The sequence below is a fragment of the Streptomyces sp. NPDC020917 genome, assembly GCF_044333795.1.
Classification (GTDB): domain Bacteria; phylum Actinomycetota; class Actinomycetes; order Streptomycetales; family Streptomycetaceae; genus Actinacidiphila.
Genome location: NZ_JBIRRR010000003.1, coordinates 329,619 through 347,619, shown reverse-complemented (window position 1 = coordinate 347,619; position 18,001 = coordinate 329,619). Strand labels below are relative to the sequence as shown.

The following is an 18,001-nucleotide window of genomic DNA, read 5'->3' as shown; positions in this document are numbered from 1 at the left end:
CAGTGCGTCACTGGTGGCTTGGTCCGCGTGGGAGGTTCCATGCGTCGCCTGCAGGTCCGCCCGCGCCGGCACCGTGGCGCGGGCGGACCTGCCGGGTTCAGCTGTCGTGCTGGTCTGTGGCGATGGCGAAGACGTGGACGGCCGGAGTCTTCGCCCCCATGTAGCGGGGCCCCGCCGGCAGGGTGATCGAGGCGAGCCGTTTGCCCGGGTCGACGTCGACGCCGACCACGTAGAGCTTCGCGGAGCGGGTGCTCTGCGCCCGGCCGGATCCGTTGACCTCGCCCCCGTCGGCCGCGACCAGCGTGCCCTGCGGGATGGTGCCGCTCGCCCAGTCGGGGACGGTGACCGGGGCGACGGTCGTCGTTCCGTCGTCGTAGGTGACGGTGACGGTGCCGTTCAGCCCGGCGGCCGGCGCGTACGTCGCGGTGGCCAGTAGCCCCACACGGGTTGCGTGACCGGACAGGGGGATGACCTGGCCGTGGGCGAGGGCGTTGTCCTCGGTGCCGGCGAGGGGGGCGGGCAGGGTGAACGTCAGTCCTCCGGCGTTCAGCGTGCCGTCCGATGTGACACCGGCTGCGGCGAGGCCTTCGGCGGAGAAGCTGGACTTCGCGCCGTCGATGTCACCCGGCTGGGGGTTGCTGTCGTTGGTCACGGCGATGTTGTCGAAGGCCTCGGCGAGGTCGTGGAGTGCCACGGCAGTGCGGGAGGTGGCGCTGATCCGGCGGCTCGTCGCCTGCGTGGTGCCTGCGGAGCGGAAGTCGGCCGTGGCCATGAGCCGGTAGTTGCCGGGCGAGGTGTCGTGACGAGGCCGGAGTGTGAATTCCACTGTACGGCTCTGGTGCGGCGGCACCGTGGTGGACTGCGGGGCGGGGGCCTCACCCGGAGCCGTGTTGTCCAGGAGGTGATGCGCCGTGAGGCCGATGTGCAGCTGCGCCAGGGCGTGCGGGGTCGGGTTGGTGACCAATACCCGCACGGTGTTGCTACGGCCCGTGGCGAGCGTGGCCGGGGCCTGGACGGTGAGCGTGACGTCCGCCGATGTGCTCAGGAACTGCACTTCCGCGACCGCAGGTTTCGCAGACGGGGCACCGACGAAGCGGACCCAGCGGTAGCTGCCGGAGTCGTCGACCGGCAGGGTCAGCCAGTCGTGGGTCGGTGTCCACTGGACGGTCGCCAGGGTGCGGCAGCCGGTGTCCGGCCCGTCCGTGCAGCCCTGCACGGTTCCCCCGACCACAGAGGCCAAATCCGCGCTGGAGTTGCTGCGTGGAAGCAGCCGGACACCGGCCAGCCGCCTCGCCCCGCCCGCACCGAGGTCGAGACCGACGGCGGCGCCCGCAACAGTCGCGGTGGGTGCCGTCGACGCGTCACCGTCGAACGCGCTCGCGGCGTCTGCCGACCCGTACGGCACGCCCTCGACCGGCCGTGCGGCCGGGTCCACGACGTCGGGGACACCGGGCGCGTTGCCGACGTCGTCGGCGAGCACCTCGTAGTCGAGGTAGCTGTCCATCCGGGGGCTGCCCCACGCGGTGGAGGCGAGGACCTGAAGGGGACGGCGCAGATAGGAGAGCGGATAAGCCTCGGGCATGGTGAAGGCGTTGTCGCCCCATTCGGCCATCTCCAGGCCGAGGACGTGGTCCGACGCGGGCACCTGGTAGGTGCTGTAGAGGGCGTTGTCGTCGGGGATGTAGTTGCCGTTGGCCGTGCCCGGGGCGTACTTGGGGACGACGTACAGGCGGGAGTGCTCGTTGCTGACCACCACGTCGTAACCCTGGGCGAGGAAGGTGGCCTCGTCCCCGAGCCAGGCTTGGACGCGGATGTCCTTGTTGACCGTCACGGACCCACTGCCGCCCGCCTGCGGCCACCAGCCCCAGATCTGCATGCGCTTGCCGTGCCGGGCGAGCAGGTCGTCAAGGTGGTTCTCGTAGGCGAGGAAGACGTCCTCGGTCTTGCTGTACCCGTGCGCGGCGGCGTAGTCGACCAGCTGCGGACATTGCTGCTGCAAGTCGGCGTTCGGTGTCTCGTCGCCCCCGAGGTGGATGACCGGTGAGTCGAACAGCGCCGTAACCTGCTCAACCAGGCCGTCGAGCCAGGCGACGTTCGCGGGCTTGGTGATGTCGACGGTGAACCCGGGGTCGATCCGCCCGGGGCTGATGATCGAGTTCATCGACGCGCAGTCCCAGCGCAGGCCCGGCCGATAGGCCGTCAACGCCGTGGCATGGCCGGGAATATCGAACTCCGGCACCACCGTGACGTGGTAGCGGGCAGCGAAGTCCTGGACCGCGCGTACGTCGGCCGGCGAGTACGACTTGTCCGCGGCGAGCCCCGGGTAGCCGGGCAGATCGAGCCGGAAGAACTCCGAGTCGGTGATGTGCCAGTGCAGCGTGTTGAGGCGCATCCACCCGAGCTGCCGGATCAACTGCTTGATGGAGGCGACGGACCAGTAGGAGCGCGCCGTGTCGATCATCAGCCCCCGCTCCCGCTGGGCCGGTGCGTCCTCGGTGCTGCCAGCCGGGACCGAGGCGTGGTCGGGGGCTGCCTTCAGGATCTGCTCGAGGGCCTGCTCGCCGTAGAACGTCCCGGCCGGTCCGGTTCCGGCGATGATGATCGACTGCGTGGTGGCCTCGAGCCGGAAGCCTTCACCCGTGCCGTCACCGTCCGCCGTGAGGAAGACGTCGCCCGGGCCAGGGGCCCCACCGGTGACGATCCGGAGGGGCGCGGCTCCGGCGGATTCCAGGTCGTCGGCGAACGTACGGGCGTCGGCCAGCAGGGCCGGCGACTGGCGACTGTCCACGACGATGCGAGAGTTCTTGGCGAGGACGAAACTGCCGTCTCCGGCAGACCAGTGCTGCAGTGGTGGGACCACGGCCGGTGCGGCATCCGGCCCTTCCTGCGGGGCGGCGGTAGCGTCGGCCGGGGCCGCAATTCCGATGACCAGACAGGCGGCGGCAGCAAGTACCGACACCAGATGCCGTACACGTCTTGCGCGCATGGGATGACTCCGACAGGTGGTTTAGACCAGTTGTGAGCGTCAGAACCTTATCCGCGCATCACTGGAGACACCAGAGTTCGGACACGCAAAGATCCGATCAATGCCGTAGGAGTGCTTGGCGGGTTGGTCGTGGTGGTGCGCGTCCCTAGGGGGTTCGGTGTCGCGTTGAGGGAGTGTGACCCTGGAGGAACTCACGTCAGTGCGGGATGAGTTGGAGGGGTTCGAGTCGTTCGCCGCACTGACCAGCGCCGGCGGGGGCAGGATCTACCTCCGAGGGCTGCTGACGGACAATCCATCCGATGGCATTGATCTCCGACGACACCGGATTCCTCAAGGACGGCCGGGCGTCCGCGTGCGTGTCGCGGCAGCACACCGGCACTGATGACCGCACAGCCCGGCCAGGCCGTGCCGGTGACACCGGCGTACGGCGGACCGGGCGCAGACGGATGTACTCCCGCTTCGTGGCCTCGCGGATCCGCCGCGCCTGCGGCGGCATTCCTCGACGGTCGGACAGAGATCGTCGCCCGCCTGGCCGGGCAACTGCTTGCCCGCTGCCAGGAGCTCACCAGCGCCAACCCGAACGCCGGAGCAAAACCCCCGGGAACAGGTCCTACCCGCTGGACCACTTCCACGGACACAACCTGACACCTCGCCAGTCGCCATCAACCCTGACCAGGCATCGTCCAGCGGGCCGCCACGAACCGGCGCAGCCCGCCACGACGACGAACGGCAACTTCACACCAGCGGCGGCACCTCGCACCGGCTTTTGACGTCGAGCGTCGTCCGCTGGGCTGCCGACTCCAGCAGTGTGTACGCGCAGTCGAGAACGTGGTACGCCAGGTCCGCGGACGCTCGATGCGGTCGTCCTTCGGCGATGGCCTGGGCCATCTCCGCCAGACCGCTCCCTCGCCCTGCCTCGGCGAAGCCGGCGGATGGCGGCACAGCCGACCAGTCAGCCTCCCCGGGACGCCGCAGGGTGCACTCGCCGTCGAACTTGTTGGGGTCCGGGACGATCAGCGATCCCGCGGTGCCATGGACCTCGATGTTCGACGACCGCGTGGCCGCCATGTCGAAGCTCATGATCAAGCTGGTGAGTGCGCCGTTCTCGTGTTCGAGGAGGCCGGTGATGTGTGTGTCGACGTCGGTCTGGAACGTGGTGCCGGCGCGCGGGCCGTTCGCTATGGTCCGGGTCGGCCGGGGGCGGCTTCCGACGCCCGTGACCGACTTCACCGGTCCCAGCAAGTGAACGAGCGCCGACAGATAGTACGGCCCCATATCAAGCAGGGGTCCGCCGCCGGGCCGGTAGTAGAACTCGGGGTCCGGGTGCCACCGCTCGTGGCCGAAGCACGCCATCACCGCGGTCGCCGACGTCGGCGCGCCGATCATCCCGTCCTCGACGATCTTGCGGGCGGTCTGGATGCCGGTGCCGAGTACCGTGTCCGGCGCGCACCCCACGCGCAACCCGGCCTTCTCCGCAGCCTCGACCACCGCCGCCCCCTCGGCTGGGCGTGCGGCGAGCGGCTTCTCCCCGTAGACGTGTTTACCCGAAGCGAGCGCCGCCAGGGCGACGTCCGCATGCGCTTCGGGTGTCGTCAGGTTCAGCACGAGGTCGATGTCGTCGGCGGCCAGCAGTTCGTCCAGCGGAATCGCTCTCGCGCCCGGCACCGTTTCCACCGCGGCCACGGCGCGTGACAGGTCGCGGTCGCTCACCGCGACGACTTCCGTCGAGGACAGGGTGCTCAGGGTGCGGAAGTACTGGTGACTGATGTTCCCGGCACCGACCACCCCCACTCTCATCGGCTCGCCCACAGCAGTCCCCTTTCGATGACGGTGCGGATCTCGGGTACTTCCAGCGTGGGCAGGTGGTGGCCGGGAGTGCAGACGAAGACGCGGCCCAGGCCCCACGTCCGGGTCCACATCGCAGGGACGGTGATCGGTGTCGTCCACGGGTCGCCGTCGCGGACCGGCAGGGTCGTCGTGGCCAGCACGTCGTTGTACGGGTCGGACAGTACCCAGTACTGCTCGTCCTCGACGACCATCGTCGTCGGCAGATCCTTGACGATGTCGTGCTCGGTGCGGTCGGGCGCCACCTCGATGGTGTGCTTGTGGATCCCGCTTGGATGAGCCACGAACTGCCCGCCGACCAGTTGGAGATACTCCGGCGTGGCGCGGAAGGAGTCCACGATGCCCCCGTGCCATCCGGCCAGGCCGACGCCGGATTCGACCGCGTCTCGCAGGCCCTTCACCTGCTCGCCGCTGAGTGAGCCCATCGTCCAGCACTGGAGAATCAGATCGGTGTCCGCCAGGAGTGTCGCGTCCGTATAGGCGTCGAGGCTGTCGGAGATGACGACCTCATACCCTTGCTCCTTGAGGAACGGGATGAACAACTCGGTGGCCTCAACCGGCGCGTGACCGGCCCAGCCGCCGCGGACGACAAGCGCCTGCCCGGGGGTGTGCGTCATGGTCCGTTCCTTTCAACGTTCCGTGTGCTGGCTGAAGGCGGCGTCGAATGACGCCTTGGGCGGCTCGATCATGGTGAGCCGCCGGATGAAGGCCAGCGCTTCCGGAGCGCCGGTCAGGCGGTCCATCCCGGCGTCCTCCCATTCGACGCTGATCGGGCCGTCGTATCCGATCGAGTTGAGCATCCGGAAGATCGGCTCCCACGGCACGTCGCCGTGTCCTGTCGACACGAAGTCCCAGCCCCGCCGCGGGTCGCCCCACGGCAGGTGCGAGCCCAGGCGGCCGTTGCGGCCGTCGAGGCGCTTGACCGACTCCTTGCAGTCCACGTGATAGACGCGGTCCTGAAAGTCGTACAGGAAGGCGACGGGATCAAGGTCCTGCCACATGAAGTGGCTGGGATCGAAGTTCAGCCCGAAGGCCGGGCGACGGTCGACCGCCTCCAGTGCGCGCTCGGTCGACCAGTAGTCGTACGCGATCTCACCGGGATGGACCTCGTGGGCGAAGCGCACGCCGACGGAGTCGAACACGTCGAGAATCGGGGTGAACCGCTCGGCGAACTCGACGTATCCGCGGTCGATGACGTCCGCCGACACCGGCGGGAACATCGCCAGGTAGTGCCAGATCGGCGATCCGGTGAAACCGATGACGGTCCGGACGCCGAGTTCCGCCGCCGCTCGCGCGGTGTCGGCGAGTTCTGCGGCGGCGCGCGTCCTGACCTCCTCGGCGTCCCCGTCGCCCCAGATTCGCGTCGGCAGGATGCCCCGGTGGCGGTCGTCGATGATGGCGTCGCACACCGCCTGGCCGACCAGATGGGTCGAGATGGCGTAGACGTCGAGACCGTACCTCGCGAGGAGGTCTTTGCGGCCCTGGACGTAGTCCGGCTCGGCCAGGGCGCGGTCCACTTCGAAGTGATCGCCCCAGCAGGCGATCTCCAAGCCGTCGTAGCCCCAGCCGGAGGCGAGCCGGCACACCTCCTCGAACGGCAGGTCGGCCCACTGGCCGGTGAACAGGGTGACCGGACGAGCCATCAGATTCCTTCTTCCCAAGTCAGGGGCTTCCAGACGGACCCTTCGCCGGCGCTGGCCTCGACACCGTCCAGCACCGCCTGCACATACAGGCCGTCGGCGAACGACGGCTTCGGCGGCACGCCGAGCGCCACGGCCTCGACGAAGTCACATGCCTGGTTGACGAACGTGTGGTCATAGCCGAGGCCGTGGCCGGGCGGCCACCACGCCCGCAGATACGGGTGCTGCGGTTCGGTCGCCAGGATGCGCTGGAAGCCCGAGCGCGCCCCGTCGGCCGTCGCGTCGTAGACATGCACCTCGTTGAGCGCCTCGAAGTCGAAGAACAGGCTTCCTTTCGAGCCGTTCAGCTCGATGCGCATGGCGTTCTTACGACCGGGCGCGAAGCGAGTGGCCTCGAAGGTCGCGACCGCTCCGCCCTCGCACCGGGCGATGAATATCGCGGCGTCGTCCACGGTCACCGCGCCGCGTTCGGTTCCGCCTACGCCGCTCAGCCCGACGGCGGCCTGTGGCAGTGGCCGTTCTTTGACGAACGTCTCCGTCAGCGCGCTCAATCCGCTGATGCGCTGCCCGGTCAGGAAGTAGGCGAGGTCCACCAGGTGGGCGCCGAGATCGCCGAGCGCTCCGGAACCGGCTTCCTCTTTGCGGAGCCGCCAGACCAGTGGGAACTCCGGATCGTTGATCCAGTCCTGCAAGTAGGTCGCCCGCACATGCCGGATCTCACCGAGCCGGCCCGCCGCCACCAGATCACGGGCCAGAGCCAGCGCCGGGGTGCGCCGGTAGTTGAACCCGACCATGGACAGGATGCCCCGGGCCGAGGCGTCCTTCGCGGCCGACGCCATCGCCCGTGCTTCGGCCAGGGTGTTCGCCAGCGGCTTCTCGCACAGGACGTGCTTGCCCGCGGCCAGCGCGACCAGCGCGATCTCGGCGTGCAGGGCTCCTGGAGCGGTGATGTCGACGACGTCGATGTCATCGCGTTCGATGAGGCGGCGCCAGTCCGCTTCGTGCGACGCCCAGCCCCAAGTGCGTGCGGCGTGTGCGACCGCATCCTGGTTCCGGCCCGCGATAGCAGTCAGTTCTGGGGTGAGGGGGAGGTCGAAGACCCGGGAGACGGTCTGCCAGGCCAGCGAATGCGCCCGGCCCATGAATCCGTGGCCGACCAGACCGATCCGAAGGCTGTCCGGCATCTTCCTCCTCAAAGTTGCGCAACTTTTCGCCTCAAAAAGCCAGCCAAGATGACCATATAAGCGGTGGGGACGGAGAACCAGAGGCAATACTTGCGCAACTTCTGCTCGTTGGGTCATGCTCGGCGCATGACCCAACGGGCGTGGCGCAGACCGCCGGGATCGCCGACCCTGACCCAGATCGCCCGCGCCGCCGGGGTATCAGTCACCGTCGTGTCGAAAGTGCTGAACGGACGGAGCGACGTCTCACCGCCGGTCCGCGAGTCCATCACCGCTCACCTCCGGGAAGCCGGTTACACCGTGGCGGACCCGGGAGCCGCACCCGCTTCGAGCGGTCTGGTCGACCTGGTGGTGCCCGGTGTCGAGGGCACCTGGGCGAACGTCGTGCTCACCGGAGTCCAGGACGCGTTGTCGCGCACGGGGCATGACGTCGTCGTCGTGGTCGCGCGAGAGAATGAATCCGACGATCGGGACTGGGTGCAGCGCCTGATTCAGCGGGGAAGCAAGGACGCGATACTCGCCCTGGTCACTCCGACCCCCGCACAACATCGCCGACTGAACGAAGCCGACATCCAGCGTGTAGCCCTCGACCCGCACCAGCAGCTGTCCAACGACACCCCGACGGTCGGCGCGACGAACTGGACCGGGGGCCGACAGGCCGCAGAGCACCTCATAGCGTTGGGACACACCCGAATAGCCCTCATCGGGGGCGTCCCGCACCACCGGTACAGCCAGGCGCGCATCGACGGATTCCGATCAGCTCTCGTCGCACACTGCCTGCCGGACAACGCCGACCTGGTACGTCACGGGAACTGGACCAGAGAGGGAGCAGCCCAGACGGCGGCGGCGCTGTTGGACCTCCCCCAGCCCCCGACGGCCGTCTTCGCATGTTCGGACCACATGGCGCTGGGCGTCTTCGACGCGGCCGCCGAACGTGGGCTTCGCATTCCCCACGATCTGAGTGTCACCGGCTTCGACGACCTTCCAGAAGCCCGCTGGCTCAGTCCGGCGCTCACCACTGTCCGCCAACCGGTACGCGAGATGGCCCAGCTGGCCACCGACACGCTCCTGCGCCTCCGAGCCGGCGAACCCCTCCAGTCAGCACGCATCGAGCTCGAGACCCGGTTGGTCGAGCGGGGAAGCACGAGCCGCAGGGTCGTGAACGCCGGCTGCGCAGAGCCTTGGAAGAGGTGATCGCCGAGGAATGCGCACGCGGACTCGATGCCGGAGCGATCAGGGCCAAACACGAGCAACTCCTCGAGCGCACCCGGCACGGGACAACACGGTCGGTACCCGCGCCGTTAAGGCTGCCTGGACGGCCGCTGGCGAGTGCTGTCATCGGCGCGAGGAGCGCCCGCGTCGCTCGGGACGCGGGCGCTCCTGCCGCCGCTGTGAGCGTCGCCCCGGGCCGGCATGCTCGGAGTGACGGGGTGTGCAGGCGGCTACCGGACCGTCACCACGGCCGGTTCACTCTCGGTCCCGTCAGGGGCGACCGCCACGAGGGCGACGCGGGTGCCCGGGACTATGGCGTCGAGGACATACGCGTCACCGGAGATCCGGCCCAGCCACTGCGGCGACGCACCGACGGTCCGCAGGTCGTAGTACCAGACTCCCTCGGAAGCCGACCGCCAGCGCAGCCCCACGGTCAACCCGCTGCCACCGGCGCTGGGGGCGCTCGCGTCGACCCGGAGACCGGTGGGCACCGACGGCCGCTGCGCCGCTCCGGGCGCCGCGATCCGCAGCTCGCCGACGTAGACGCTGCAATCGCCCAGCGGCGCACCGGAATCGGAGGGTGCCACCACGCCCACGGAGACCGCGGTGATCAGCCCGCCATGGCGAGGAGCGGCTTCGAACTCGAGCCGCCGCCACCCGCCTTCGTCCGCTCGCCGGCCCCTGGCCGTCAGCCACACCGTGCGGTCCGGGGCGTCGGCGTAGCTGACACCGACGCGCAGCAGGCCGGTGGAGCCGGGTGACCCGTCGCGGACGAGCAGGGACACCACCACCGGCCGGTCCGCGTCGATGGCGGTCTTGAACAACCGGACCTCGGTACCGCCGCCTTGGCTCAGCGGACCGCTGAGGCGGAGCGAGCTGCCCCCGTCGTAGGCCACCGACTGGTCGTAGTCGACGTGGAGCAGTCCCTCCGCGCCGGTCTTCCCGTCCAGGTCGCGGGTCCACCACTGCCAGGTCGGCAGCACGTCCTGGATGCTCAGGCTGTACCAGACACGCTTTCCGGCCTGGGCCCCGCGCAGGAAGAACCGGTCGCCTTGGCCGGTGTTGAAGCGGGTGGTGAACGGCAGCGTCCCGACGACCGACCGCTCCGTGATGAAGTTGGCGATGCCGTACTGCGGAACCCAGTCCGGGCTCAGCACCTGCTCGACGGTGGGATGGACCGGGGTGGCGGGGACGGCCGGATTCTCCGCTTTGCCCGACCAGAACCTGCGGTCCGCGATGTGGACCGCCTCCTGCAGCGCCGCCAGGTCGGACGCCTGCGAGCCGAGTTCGGCCCGCGTACGCTGGATGGTCCGGTCCGTCTGGACGAACAAGGCCAGGCTCGCCACCGGTGGCCGTTCTCCGTTGAGCGGGATGACCTGCTCGGCGTAGTAGTCGACGGCGTTGGCATGAACCCCGTCGTTCTCCTCCCCGATGTCCAGGCCGAAGAACAGCGTCTGGAAGGGGTCCAGGCCGCGCTGCTCGGCGAGGGCCACCGACGGCGCGACGTAGTCCTCCTCGGGATGGGTCCAGCCCTGCTGCGGGAAGTTCTGCGGCCAGGCGTAGTTGATGAACATGCTGTCGACCTCGCGCCCGGGGACGATCCAGCCCGCGTTGTGCTCGTCGAACCGGTTCTCGTACTCGCCCGAACCGTCCGTCCACAGCGCGTCGTAGACCTGCAGGTAGAAGTCGGGCATGCCCTTCGCGTGCGCGCGGGCGTGCATCGACTCGAACATCGCGGCGAGGTCATCGGCCTGGCCGCGGGTGATCGTCATGCCCTCGATGTTGAGGAAGTACCCGTCGTATCCGAAGTAGGCGGCGAGGTCGACGAGTTTGTCGCCGACCAGGTAGTTGCCCTTGGAGTCCTTGGCGATGAAGTCCGTGTCCGCGCCCGGTGCCGGCGAGAAGTAGGGCTGGAAGACGATCCCCAGAGCCAGCGCGCCGTTGCGGTGGGCGGCGTCGACGTACGCCGTGTTGGGGACGTTCTGCGCGCCGTTCCAGCCGCACACGTAGTCCTGGTACTGGGCGAACCTGGTGATGTACGGGTACCGGTCGAAGCCGTAGCGGGTGTCCTGGATGGCGTGCATGTCCTCCTGGAGCTGGTCGTAGAAGGGGTTGAGGACGAGGACTTGGGGCCGCGGGCTCAGCCGTGGGTTGGCCTGAGTCGATGCCGGGAGGTCGATTCTGCGGGCCCGCTGCACGTGGCTGCGCATGTAGGGCGCGTTGGGGTCGGCGTCGGCGTCGTAGGCCAGGAGCGCCTGCACGCCGGCGGGGCTGCCCGGCTGCAGTTCCGTCTGGGTGGGGGGGAAGCTCGGGGCGGCGCCGGCGGGCGCGGCGCCGCGCGGTTGCGGCTCCGCGGCGGCGGCCGTCCGGCCGCCCCAGGTGCCCGCCGCGGTCGCCATCAGTGTCGCCCCCGCAGCCGTGAGGAAACCGCGCCGGTGCATGGTGAAGGGCAACCGCGGTTCTGGCGACTTCCTGTCGGACATGTCAGTTCCTTTCACCGAACGGATGGGTGCTGTCACAACGGGGACCGGGCCGGGTCACTCCCGTCCGGCTCCCCGGTAGATGCCGATCGGCTCGTCGTAGTCGAGCCGGAACACGGTGGTCTGCGGGTCCAGGCAGTCCTCGGGGACATCGATGTAGAGCAGCCCCGGGACCTCGTCCAGGCTCGGTGTGGCGCGGAAGGTCAGTTCCCGGTGGGAGCCGACGACCGAGACCCGCTGCGGGGTACCGCGCACTCCGCGCAGTTCGATCGTGTCCACCGGCCGGTCGAAGGCGAAGAGGTAGAGCGTGCGGCGGTCGGGGGAGAGGGTGGACGCGCCGTAGAAGTGGCCCTCGGGCAGGCCCCGCCCGGTCGGGTAGATCGCCTCCTCGTGGCGGCGGATCCACTCGCCGAGGCCGCGCAGCCGCTCGGCCTGCTCGGGGCTGACGGTGCCGTCCTCGCGTGGCCCGACACCGAGGAGGAGGTTGCCGCCCTTGCCGATGACCTGGGCGAACACCCGGACGAGTTGCCGCACCGACTTGTGGTTGTCGTCCTGGGGCTGCCAGCCCCAGGAGTCGTTGAGGGTGAGGCACAGCTCCCACGGCCCGTCTGGGGCGTCCATCGGCAGGCCCTGCTCGGGGGTGGAGTAGTCGCCGTGGCCGCGCAGTCGCCCGTTGAGGACCGCCGTCGGCTGCAGCCGGTCCAGTTCGGCGCGGACGGCTGCGGCCTGCCACTGCTCCGTGTCGCGTTCCCACTCGCCGTCGAACCAGAGCAGGTCCAGTGGGCCGTAGTGGGTGCACACCTCGTTGAGCTGGGCCCGGTTGAACGCGAGGTAGCGCTGCCACGCCTCGGGGTTCTGATCACCCGGTGCCGGGTAGGCGAACCGGTTGTTCGCGTACTGCTGGTGCGCCAGCACCTGCGGCAGCACGGTGGGGTAGTCCGGGTGGGACCAGTCGGAGAGCGAGAAGTAGAGCCCTGCCCGCAGCCCCTGCGCCCGCATCGCGTCGACGTAGGGCCCGACGAGGTCGCGTCCGGCCGGCGTCTGCTTGACCACCGACAGGTCGCTCGCCGCCGTGTCGAACAAGGCGACCCCGTCGTGGTGCCGGGCGGTCAGCACGGCATAGCGCGCGCCCGCGGAGGCGAACAGCTCCGCCCAGCTTTCGGGGTCGTACCGCGAGGCGGTGAACCCGGAGGTCTGCGCCATGTACCGGTCGTAGGGAATGTCACCGAGGAAGAACGACCAGGACTCGCTCACTCCTTCCACGGAGTAGATGCCCCAGTGGACGAAGATTCCGAGCTTCGCTTCCTGGAACCATGGCTGTAGTGCCACCGGTTGTGTCCTTTCCTGACTCTCAGCGTCCGCCGAAACCGGAGGACGCGATTCCCTTGATGAGATGGCGTTGCAGAAGCACGAGCATCACCAGGCTCGGGACGATCGAAATGACGCACCCGGCCATCAGCAGTGACCACTGGGTGCCGTACTGGCTGGTGAACATGGACAGCCCCAGGGGGACCGTGGCCTTGCCCTGGTCATTGACGATGATCAGTGGCCACAGGTACGAGCCCCAGTACGAGACGAAGGTGAACACCGCCAGCACCGCGACCGTGGGCCGGATCAGCGGAAGGATGACGGACACCAGCACCCGCAGCCGTCCGGCGCCGTCGATACGGGCCGCGTCCTCGAGTTCGGAGGGCATGCTGAGCATGAACTGCCGCAACAGGAACGCGCCGAACGGTGCGAAGGCCGCGGGGAGCACCAGGGCGGCATAGCTGTTCACCAATCCGAGCTTCTGGACCAGGATGAACAGCGGAACCACCAGCGCCTCGCTGGGCAGCAGCATCGTTGCCAGGAAGAGCAGGAAGAGCCTGTCGCGGGAACGGAACCGGAACCGTGAGAAGGCGTACGCGGACAGCACGGAGACGATCACGTTCACCAGCGTGCCGAGGCCGGCCACGAGCACGCTGTTCACGACGAATCGTCCGAACGGGATGCTCTGCCAGGCATCGGAGAAGTTCGACCACATGATGCGGGAGCCGAACAGCCGCAGCCGGCCGTTGAAGATCTCGTCCTCCGGCTTGAGTGCGGTGAGCACGGTCCAGATGAACGGGGCGGTGAAGATCAGCGCGACGACGGCCAGCGCGGCGGTGTTGAGCGCCTTGCGGGCGGTGGCCCTGCGGTGTCTGGCCGAGGAGGGGAGCAGCTCAGACATAGTGCACCCACCTGCGCTGGCCGGCGAACTGCACCCCGGTCACGATCATGATCATCGCGAAGAGCACCCAGCCGATGGCGGAGGCGTATCCGAGCCGGTCGAAGGAGAAGCCGTTCTGGTACAGGTACAGCACCAGGGTGTTGGTGCTCTCTCCCGGCCCTCCGCCGGTGAGCAGCTGCGGTTGGGTGAACACCTGGAAGGCACTGATGAGTGTCATCGTCGAGGTGAAGAACAGGGCCGGGCTCAGCATCGGCAGCGTCACGGAGAAGAACCGCCGCAGCGGACCCGCGCCGTCGATGCGCGCGGCCTCGTACAGGTTGTCCTCGATCGCGTCGAGGCCGGCGCCCAGCACGATGAGGTTGTAGCCGAAGCTCTGCCAGATCGACAGCACGATCACCCAGACCATCGCCGTGGTGGGGCCCTGCAACCAGTCGGACCCGTGCCCGCCGAAGACTCTGATGACCTGGTTGACCAGGCCGTCCTGCTGCAGCATGAACCGCCACACCAGCGCATTGGCGACGCTGGGGGTGATCACCGGCAGGAAGAACAGCACCCGGAACAGGCCCTTGGCGTACACGCGGGTGTTGAGCCAGGTCGCCATGCCCAGGGCGCAGAGCAGGTTCAGTGGCGTGTAGATCACCACGAATATCAGGGTGTTGCGCAGCACCACCGGGAAGTTCACGTCCTTGGTGAACAGCTTCCGGTAGTTCGCCAGGCCCGTGAAGTGCACCCCGGTCGTCAGGCCCCAGTCGTAGAAGCTGACCACGAACGCCCCGACCAGCGGCAGGACCACGAAGACGAGCAGGCCGAGCACCCCCGGTGCGAGGTAGATCAGGGCTATCCGGCCGTCGCGGCTGCGGCGGCTTGTCCGTTGCGGCCGCGAGCCGGCGGACCTGGCCACCTTCTCGATGACTGCCATAGAACCTCTCTTCTTTCCGGTGGGGCGATAGCGCGGCGGCGCACCCTACGGCTCGCGCGTGGACCTGCTACTGCGCCGCTGCGGAGACGTGCTGGAGAACCTGCGCGGCGCTCTGCCGCCCGGTGAAGCCGAGCGGGGAGTACTGGCCGAACAGGGTCTGCACGATGTTCCAGTTCGGTGTGGTGCGCTGCGGCTCGGTGCTGCGGAGCACGTTCTGGATCATCGTGACGTCCGCCGGCTGCTTGCCGGTCGCCCAGGCCGACTGGGCGGACTTCTGCGCCGGCATGATGCCCAGTTGGGCAGCGACCGTCTGCTCGGTCTTCGCACTGGTCAGGGCCAGCAGAACGTCCAGGGCCTTGCTCTTGTCCTTGCATCCCTTGGAGATGCCCCACCCGGAGCCCTCGGTCATGGTCGGTCCGTTGCCGGTGGCGCTCGGTGCCGGGGCTATCCCGAAGTGGACGTTCTTGTAGGCGGCGATCGAGCTGTACTGCCAGGTGCCGTCGACGATCATCCCGATCTTGCCGGTGCTGAAGCGGTCCTCCACGGTCGTCTTGTCCCCGGTGACGACCTCGGAGGTGGCATGGCTGGCGGCGCCCAGGTCGAAGTACTGCTGGAGCACCTGCGCGAGCTGGGGGTTGTTGTCGAGCTTGAGGTTGCCGGCGTCGTCGCGCCAGGTGGCGCCGTTTCCGACGGCGAAGGAGGTGAAGTAGTCGAACCCGGACGACGGCGCGAAGCCGAAGTTGCCGTCCTTGGTGAGCGCCTTGGCGTCGGCCGCGAACTCGGCGGTGGTGAAGTTCGGCCCGGGCGCCGGGAGATGGTACTTGGCGAACAGGTCCTTGTTGTAGTACACGACGAACGGCTCGGAGTCGTACGGCAGCGCGTAGAGCTTCCCATCGATCGTCATGCCCTTGATCATGGAGGCGTCGTAGCGCGACACGTCGACGTTCTTGCTCTTGAGCAGATCGTCCAGGGGGGTCAGCAGCGGCTGGAGCTCCTGGGTGCGAGCCGACTGAGTGGTGACCAGGCAGGGACCGCCGCCACCGCTGTACTGGGTCTTGACCTTGGTCCAGTAGTCGCTGAAGCTCGGCCCCTGATAGGTGATCTTGGTGTGGGGGACCTGCGGCTGCGCGGCCTTCACGAACGCGTCCCACTGCGCCTGGCTGCCCGCGGCCCAGGTGAAGATCTGGCCGCTCCTGTCGGCCGAGGTGCCCGAGCCTGAGCCGCAGGCGCTCACCACCGTGCTGCCGATCACCGCTGCGCAGGCGACCGCCAGTCTGGTCCACGCACGTCGTCGAGCCACTGGCTTCTCCTCATCCTGGGTGTTCATGTCCGACCTGAGGCCGAGCGCCCCGACACGGGGCGCGACTTGATTAAATTCGGAGGCGAATTTAATCTGGTGCGGACAAAGTAGGGGGGAACTGCTGTGGGGTCAACCACGAGGGGGAATGGATTGAACAACCCGTCCAGGCGTTCGAACCGACAGGACCTGCTCGGCAGCGAGATCCTCGTCCTCCTCGGTCACGGACCCCTCAACCGCTCCGAGATCGCCGCCCAACTCGGGCTCGGCGCCGCCACCGTCAGCGAACACACCCGTCGCCTGCTCGCCCTGGGCTACGTGCGGGAACTCCCGGCGCAGGTCGTGGGACGCGGCCGGCCGCGGGTTCCGCTCGCGGTCGTACCCGACGCCGCCTACACCCTGGGGCTGCGGATCCACCCCACCCACGTGGTCGGGGTGGTGCTGCGGCTCGACGGCAGCGAGGTGCGCCGGTTGTACCTGCCGTTCGACCCCAACGACGACCCCGTGGAGCAGATCGTCACCGCATGCACGGACGTCCTCGGCGAGCCCGCCGTCGGCGACCGCATCCGGGGGATCGGGATCGCGCTACCCGGCATCATCGACCCGTGGACCGGCACCGCGCGGCTCTCCCCCCGCCTCGGCTGGACCAACCTGCCGCTCGGCCCGATGCTCTCCGCCCGGCTTCCCGTGCCCGTGCTCGTGGACAACGACACCCGGGCCAGCACCACCGCCGAGCTGCTCTACGGCATCGGCCGTGACCACGACGACTTCCTGACGCTGGCCATCGGCGACGGCGTCGGTATGGGCATCGTCCTCGACCGACGGGTGCACCGAGGCCCGGACGGCCTGGCCAGCGAGTTCGGCCACGTCACCCTCGACCTCGACGGACCCGCCTGCCCATGCGGCAAACGAGGCTGCGTCGAGGCGTATGTCGCCGACCACGCGCTCGCCGCCCAGGCCGTCGCCCAGGGCCTTGCCACCAGTCCCCCCACCGTTGCCGAGCTGCACGCTCTGGCCGAAGCCGGCAATTCGGGCGTCCGAACCCTGCTCCACGCCAGCGGTGCGATCCTCGGCCGCGCCGTCGCCGGAGTGGTCAACGTCCTGGCCGTGCGAGCGATGACGGTCATCGGTGAGAGCAACATCCTGTGGCCCTACCTCGCCGCCGGGTTCACCGAGGCCATCGACGCCTGCGTGGTTCTGCCGCTGGCCGAGTTGGAGGTGACGGTCCGGCCGTGGGACGACAGCGCACACGCCCGAGGTGCGGCGAGCCTGGTGCTCGCGGCTGCCATCGGCGCCCGCCGTTAGGGCCGGTGGACCCGCCGCGCGAGGGCCGCGCGCTCGCGCAGCGGGGAAAACCACCGCCTGGTGCCGCCCGTGGCGGCGTCTCGTCGCATCCGTCCGTGTTCCTGGACAGGGCTCGGGGCGGCCGCCACGGGGCGCATCACGCCGACCGCCGCGGCGGACCTCGCGTTCCCGTCGGGCCACCATGTCCTTGCGCGGCCGGCGGCCGTGTCCTTGAGGGAGCGCTTGGGACGACGTTCAGTACACGGCCACCCGCACCGGAGAGGTACCTCTGTTCGTCAAGGCCGGTGCGATCCTGCCCAGGTACCCCTACGCGCAGAGCACGAAGTACACGAACAAGCGGCAGCTGGAAATGGACGTCTACTGCGGCGCCGACGGTGCGTTCTCCCTCGTCGAGGATGACGGAGTCACCAGAGGGGCAACCGGAGCACCACCGAACTGACCTACGTCGACAAGGCGAGGAAAGTCGTCATCCGCCGCCCTCGGGGAACCTACTCCGACGCGCCCACCGCGCGCCGCCATGTGGTCCGCCTCCACGGTCTGTCCGCGCCCGTCGGTATGCGAGTCAACGGCGGCGCCACGCTTCCCGCCTTTACCAGCGAGGCCGCAGCGATCGTCAACGGAAGCGGAACAGCGTGGGATTCCATCAGTAACGCGGCGCGCCCAGCAGGCCCGCGGCCGGGCCTGAGGGATCGCGCTTCCGAGACGGTTGTGCGGGTGTTGACGCCTTCGGCGCGACCGTTGTGGTGGTGCAGAGGTTTGGCGCCGGTACCTTGCCGGTCGGGACCCCGCACAGCGGGCAGGGACAGGGAAGATCGGCGGTCCGAGCGGCGACCCGGATCACATCGCCCTCGTCCGCCACATCATCGATGACCAGCGCTGAGAGCCCTGGAAGCACCGTCGCCACAAGCGCGCGTACCTCCGCGCACC

At 68.9% G+C, this 18,001-nt stretch carries 12 protein-coding genes; 2 read left to right on the top strand and 10 right to left on the bottom strand.

Going from position 1 to position 18,001, the window contains the following annotated elements; genetic code table 11:
* Positions 1-97 precede the first annotated feature (97 nt).
* The 5 genes from ACH4TG_RS08710 to ACH4TG_RS08690 all read right to left on the bottom strand — a co-directional run bounded on the left by ACH4TG_RS08710 (position 98) and on the right by ACH4TG_RS08690 (position 7,655).
* Positions 98-2,986: a family 20 glycosylhydrolase gene (locus tag ACH4TG_RS08710; RefSeq protein ID WP_398241445.1), complete on the bottom strand. Its 2,889-nt coding sequence runs from the start codon at positions 2,984-2,986 to the stop codon at positions 98-100.
* A gap of 735 nt (positions 2,987-3,721) precedes the next feature.
* Entirely contained in the window at positions 3,722-4,795 is a 1,074-nt protein-coding gene (locus ACH4TG_RS08705) for a Gfo/Idh/MocA family protein (protein WP_398241444.1), read from the bottom strand.
* Complete coding sequence (locus ACH4TG_RS08700; RefSeq protein ID WP_398241443.1) at positions 4,780-5,448, bottom strand: ThuA domain-containing protein; 669 nt, start codon at positions 5,446-5,448, stop codon at positions 4,780-4,782. The genes ACH4TG_RS08705 and ACH4TG_RS08700 overlap by 16 nt, the downstream gene beginning before the upstream one ends.
* A gap of 12 nt (positions 5,449-5,460) precedes the next feature.
* Positions 5,461-6,474, bottom strand: a complete 1,014-nt coding sequence (locus tag ACH4TG_RS08695; protein WP_398241442.1) for a sugar phosphate isomerase/epimerase family protein — start codon at positions 6,472-6,474, stop codon at positions 5,461-5,463.
* Positions 6,474-7,655 (bottom strand): Gfo/Idh/MocA family protein, encoded by a 1,182-nt coding sequence (locus tag ACH4TG_RS08690; RefSeq protein ID WP_398241441.1) that lies wholly within the window; start codon positions 7,653-7,655, stop codon positions 6,474-6,476. The genes ACH4TG_RS08695 and ACH4TG_RS08690 overlap by 1 nt, the downstream gene beginning before the upstream one ends.
* 126 nt (positions 7,656-7,781) lie before the next feature.
* Between ACH4TG_RS08690 and ACH4TG_RS08685 the strand changes: the two genes are divergently transcribed.
* Positions 7,782-8,846, top strand: coding sequence for a LacI family DNA-binding transcriptional regulator (locus ACH4TG_RS08685; protein ID WP_398241440.1), 1,065 nt, complete (start codon positions 7,782-7,784; stop codon positions 8,844-8,846).
* Positions 8,847-9,094: 248 nt separating this feature from the next.
* Here ACH4TG_RS08685 and ACH4TG_RS08680 read toward each other — a convergent pair whose 3' ends face one another.
* The 5 genes from ACH4TG_RS08680 to ACH4TG_RS08660 form a co-directional block, all read right to left on the bottom strand.
* Complete coding sequence (locus tag ACH4TG_RS08680; RefSeq protein ID WP_398241439.1) at positions 9,095-11,347, bottom strand: hypothetical protein; 2,253 nt, start codon at positions 11,345-11,347, stop codon at positions 9,095-9,097.
* A 54-nt stretch (positions 11,348-11,401) separates the two neighbouring features.
* Positions 11,402-12,739, bottom strand: a complete 1,338-nt coding sequence (locus tag ACH4TG_RS08675) for an alpha-L-fucosidase (RefSeq protein ID WP_398241685.1) — start codon at positions 12,737-12,739, stop codon at positions 11,402-11,404.
* Positions 12,696-13,553 carry a carbohydrate ABC transporter permease gene (locus tag ACH4TG_RS08670; RefSeq protein WP_398241438.1) on the bottom strand — a complete coding sequence of 286 codons (858 nt, stop codon included), beginning with the start codon at positions 13,551-13,553 and terminating at the stop codon, positions 12,696-12,698. The genes ACH4TG_RS08675 and ACH4TG_RS08670 overlap by 44 nt, the downstream gene beginning before the upstream one ends.
* Complete coding sequence (locus ACH4TG_RS08665) at positions 13,546-14,472, bottom strand: carbohydrate ABC transporter permease (RefSeq protein ID WP_398241437.1); 927 nt, start codon at positions 14,470-14,472, stop codon at positions 13,546-13,548. The genes ACH4TG_RS08670 and ACH4TG_RS08665 overlap by 8 nt, the downstream gene beginning before the upstream one ends.
* A gap of 67 nt (positions 14,473-14,539) precedes the next feature.
* Positions 14,540-15,772, bottom strand: coding sequence for an ABC transporter substrate-binding protein (locus tag ACH4TG_RS08660; RefSeq protein WP_398241436.1), 1,233 nt, complete (start codon positions 15,770-15,772; stop codon positions 14,540-14,542).
* A 150-nt stretch (positions 15,773-15,922) separates the two neighbouring features.
* On the opposite strand from ACH4TG_RS08660, the gene ACH4TG_RS08655 reads away from it, so the two are divergent.
* Positions 15,923-17,074: an ROK family protein gene (locus tag ACH4TG_RS08655; RefSeq protein WP_398241435.1), complete on the top strand. Its 1,152-nt coding sequence runs from the start codon at positions 15,923-15,925 to the stop codon at positions 17,072-17,074.
* Positions 17,075-18,001: the final 927 nt, after the last annotated feature.

Coding starts and splice junctions, on each gene's coding strand:
- ACH4TG_RS08710 (WP_398241445.1), bottom strand. CDS start 2,986: ATGCGCGCAAGACGTGTACGGCATCTGGTGTCGGTACTTGCTGCCGCC.
- ACH4TG_RS08700 (WP_398241443.1), bottom strand. CDS start 5,448: ATGACGCACACCCCCGGGCAGGCGCTTGTCGTCCGCGGCGGCTGGGCC.
- ACH4TG_RS08695 (WP_398241442.1), bottom strand. CDS start 6,474: ATGGCTCGTCCGGTCACCCTGTTCACCGGCCAGTGGGCCGACCTGCCG.
- ACH4TG_RS08690 (WP_398241441.1), bottom strand. CDS start 7,655: ATGCCGGACAGCCTTCGGATCGGTCTGGTCGGCCACGGATTCATGGGC.
- ACH4TG_RS08685 (WP_398241440.1), top strand. CDS start 7,782: ATGACCCAACGGGCGTGGCGCAGACCGCCGGGATCGCCGACCCTGACC.
- ACH4TG_RS08680 (WP_398241439.1), bottom strand. CDS start 11,347: ATGTCCGACAGGAAGTCGCCAGAACCGCGGTTGCCCTTCACCATGCAC.
- ACH4TG_RS08670 (WP_398241438.1), bottom strand. CDS start 13,553: ATGTCTGAGCTGCTCCCCTCCTCGGCCAGACACCGCAGGGCCACCGCC.
- ACH4TG_RS08665 (WP_398241437.1), bottom strand. CDS start 14,472: ATGGCAGTCATCGAGAAGGTGGCCAGGTCCGCCGGCTCGCGGCCGCAA.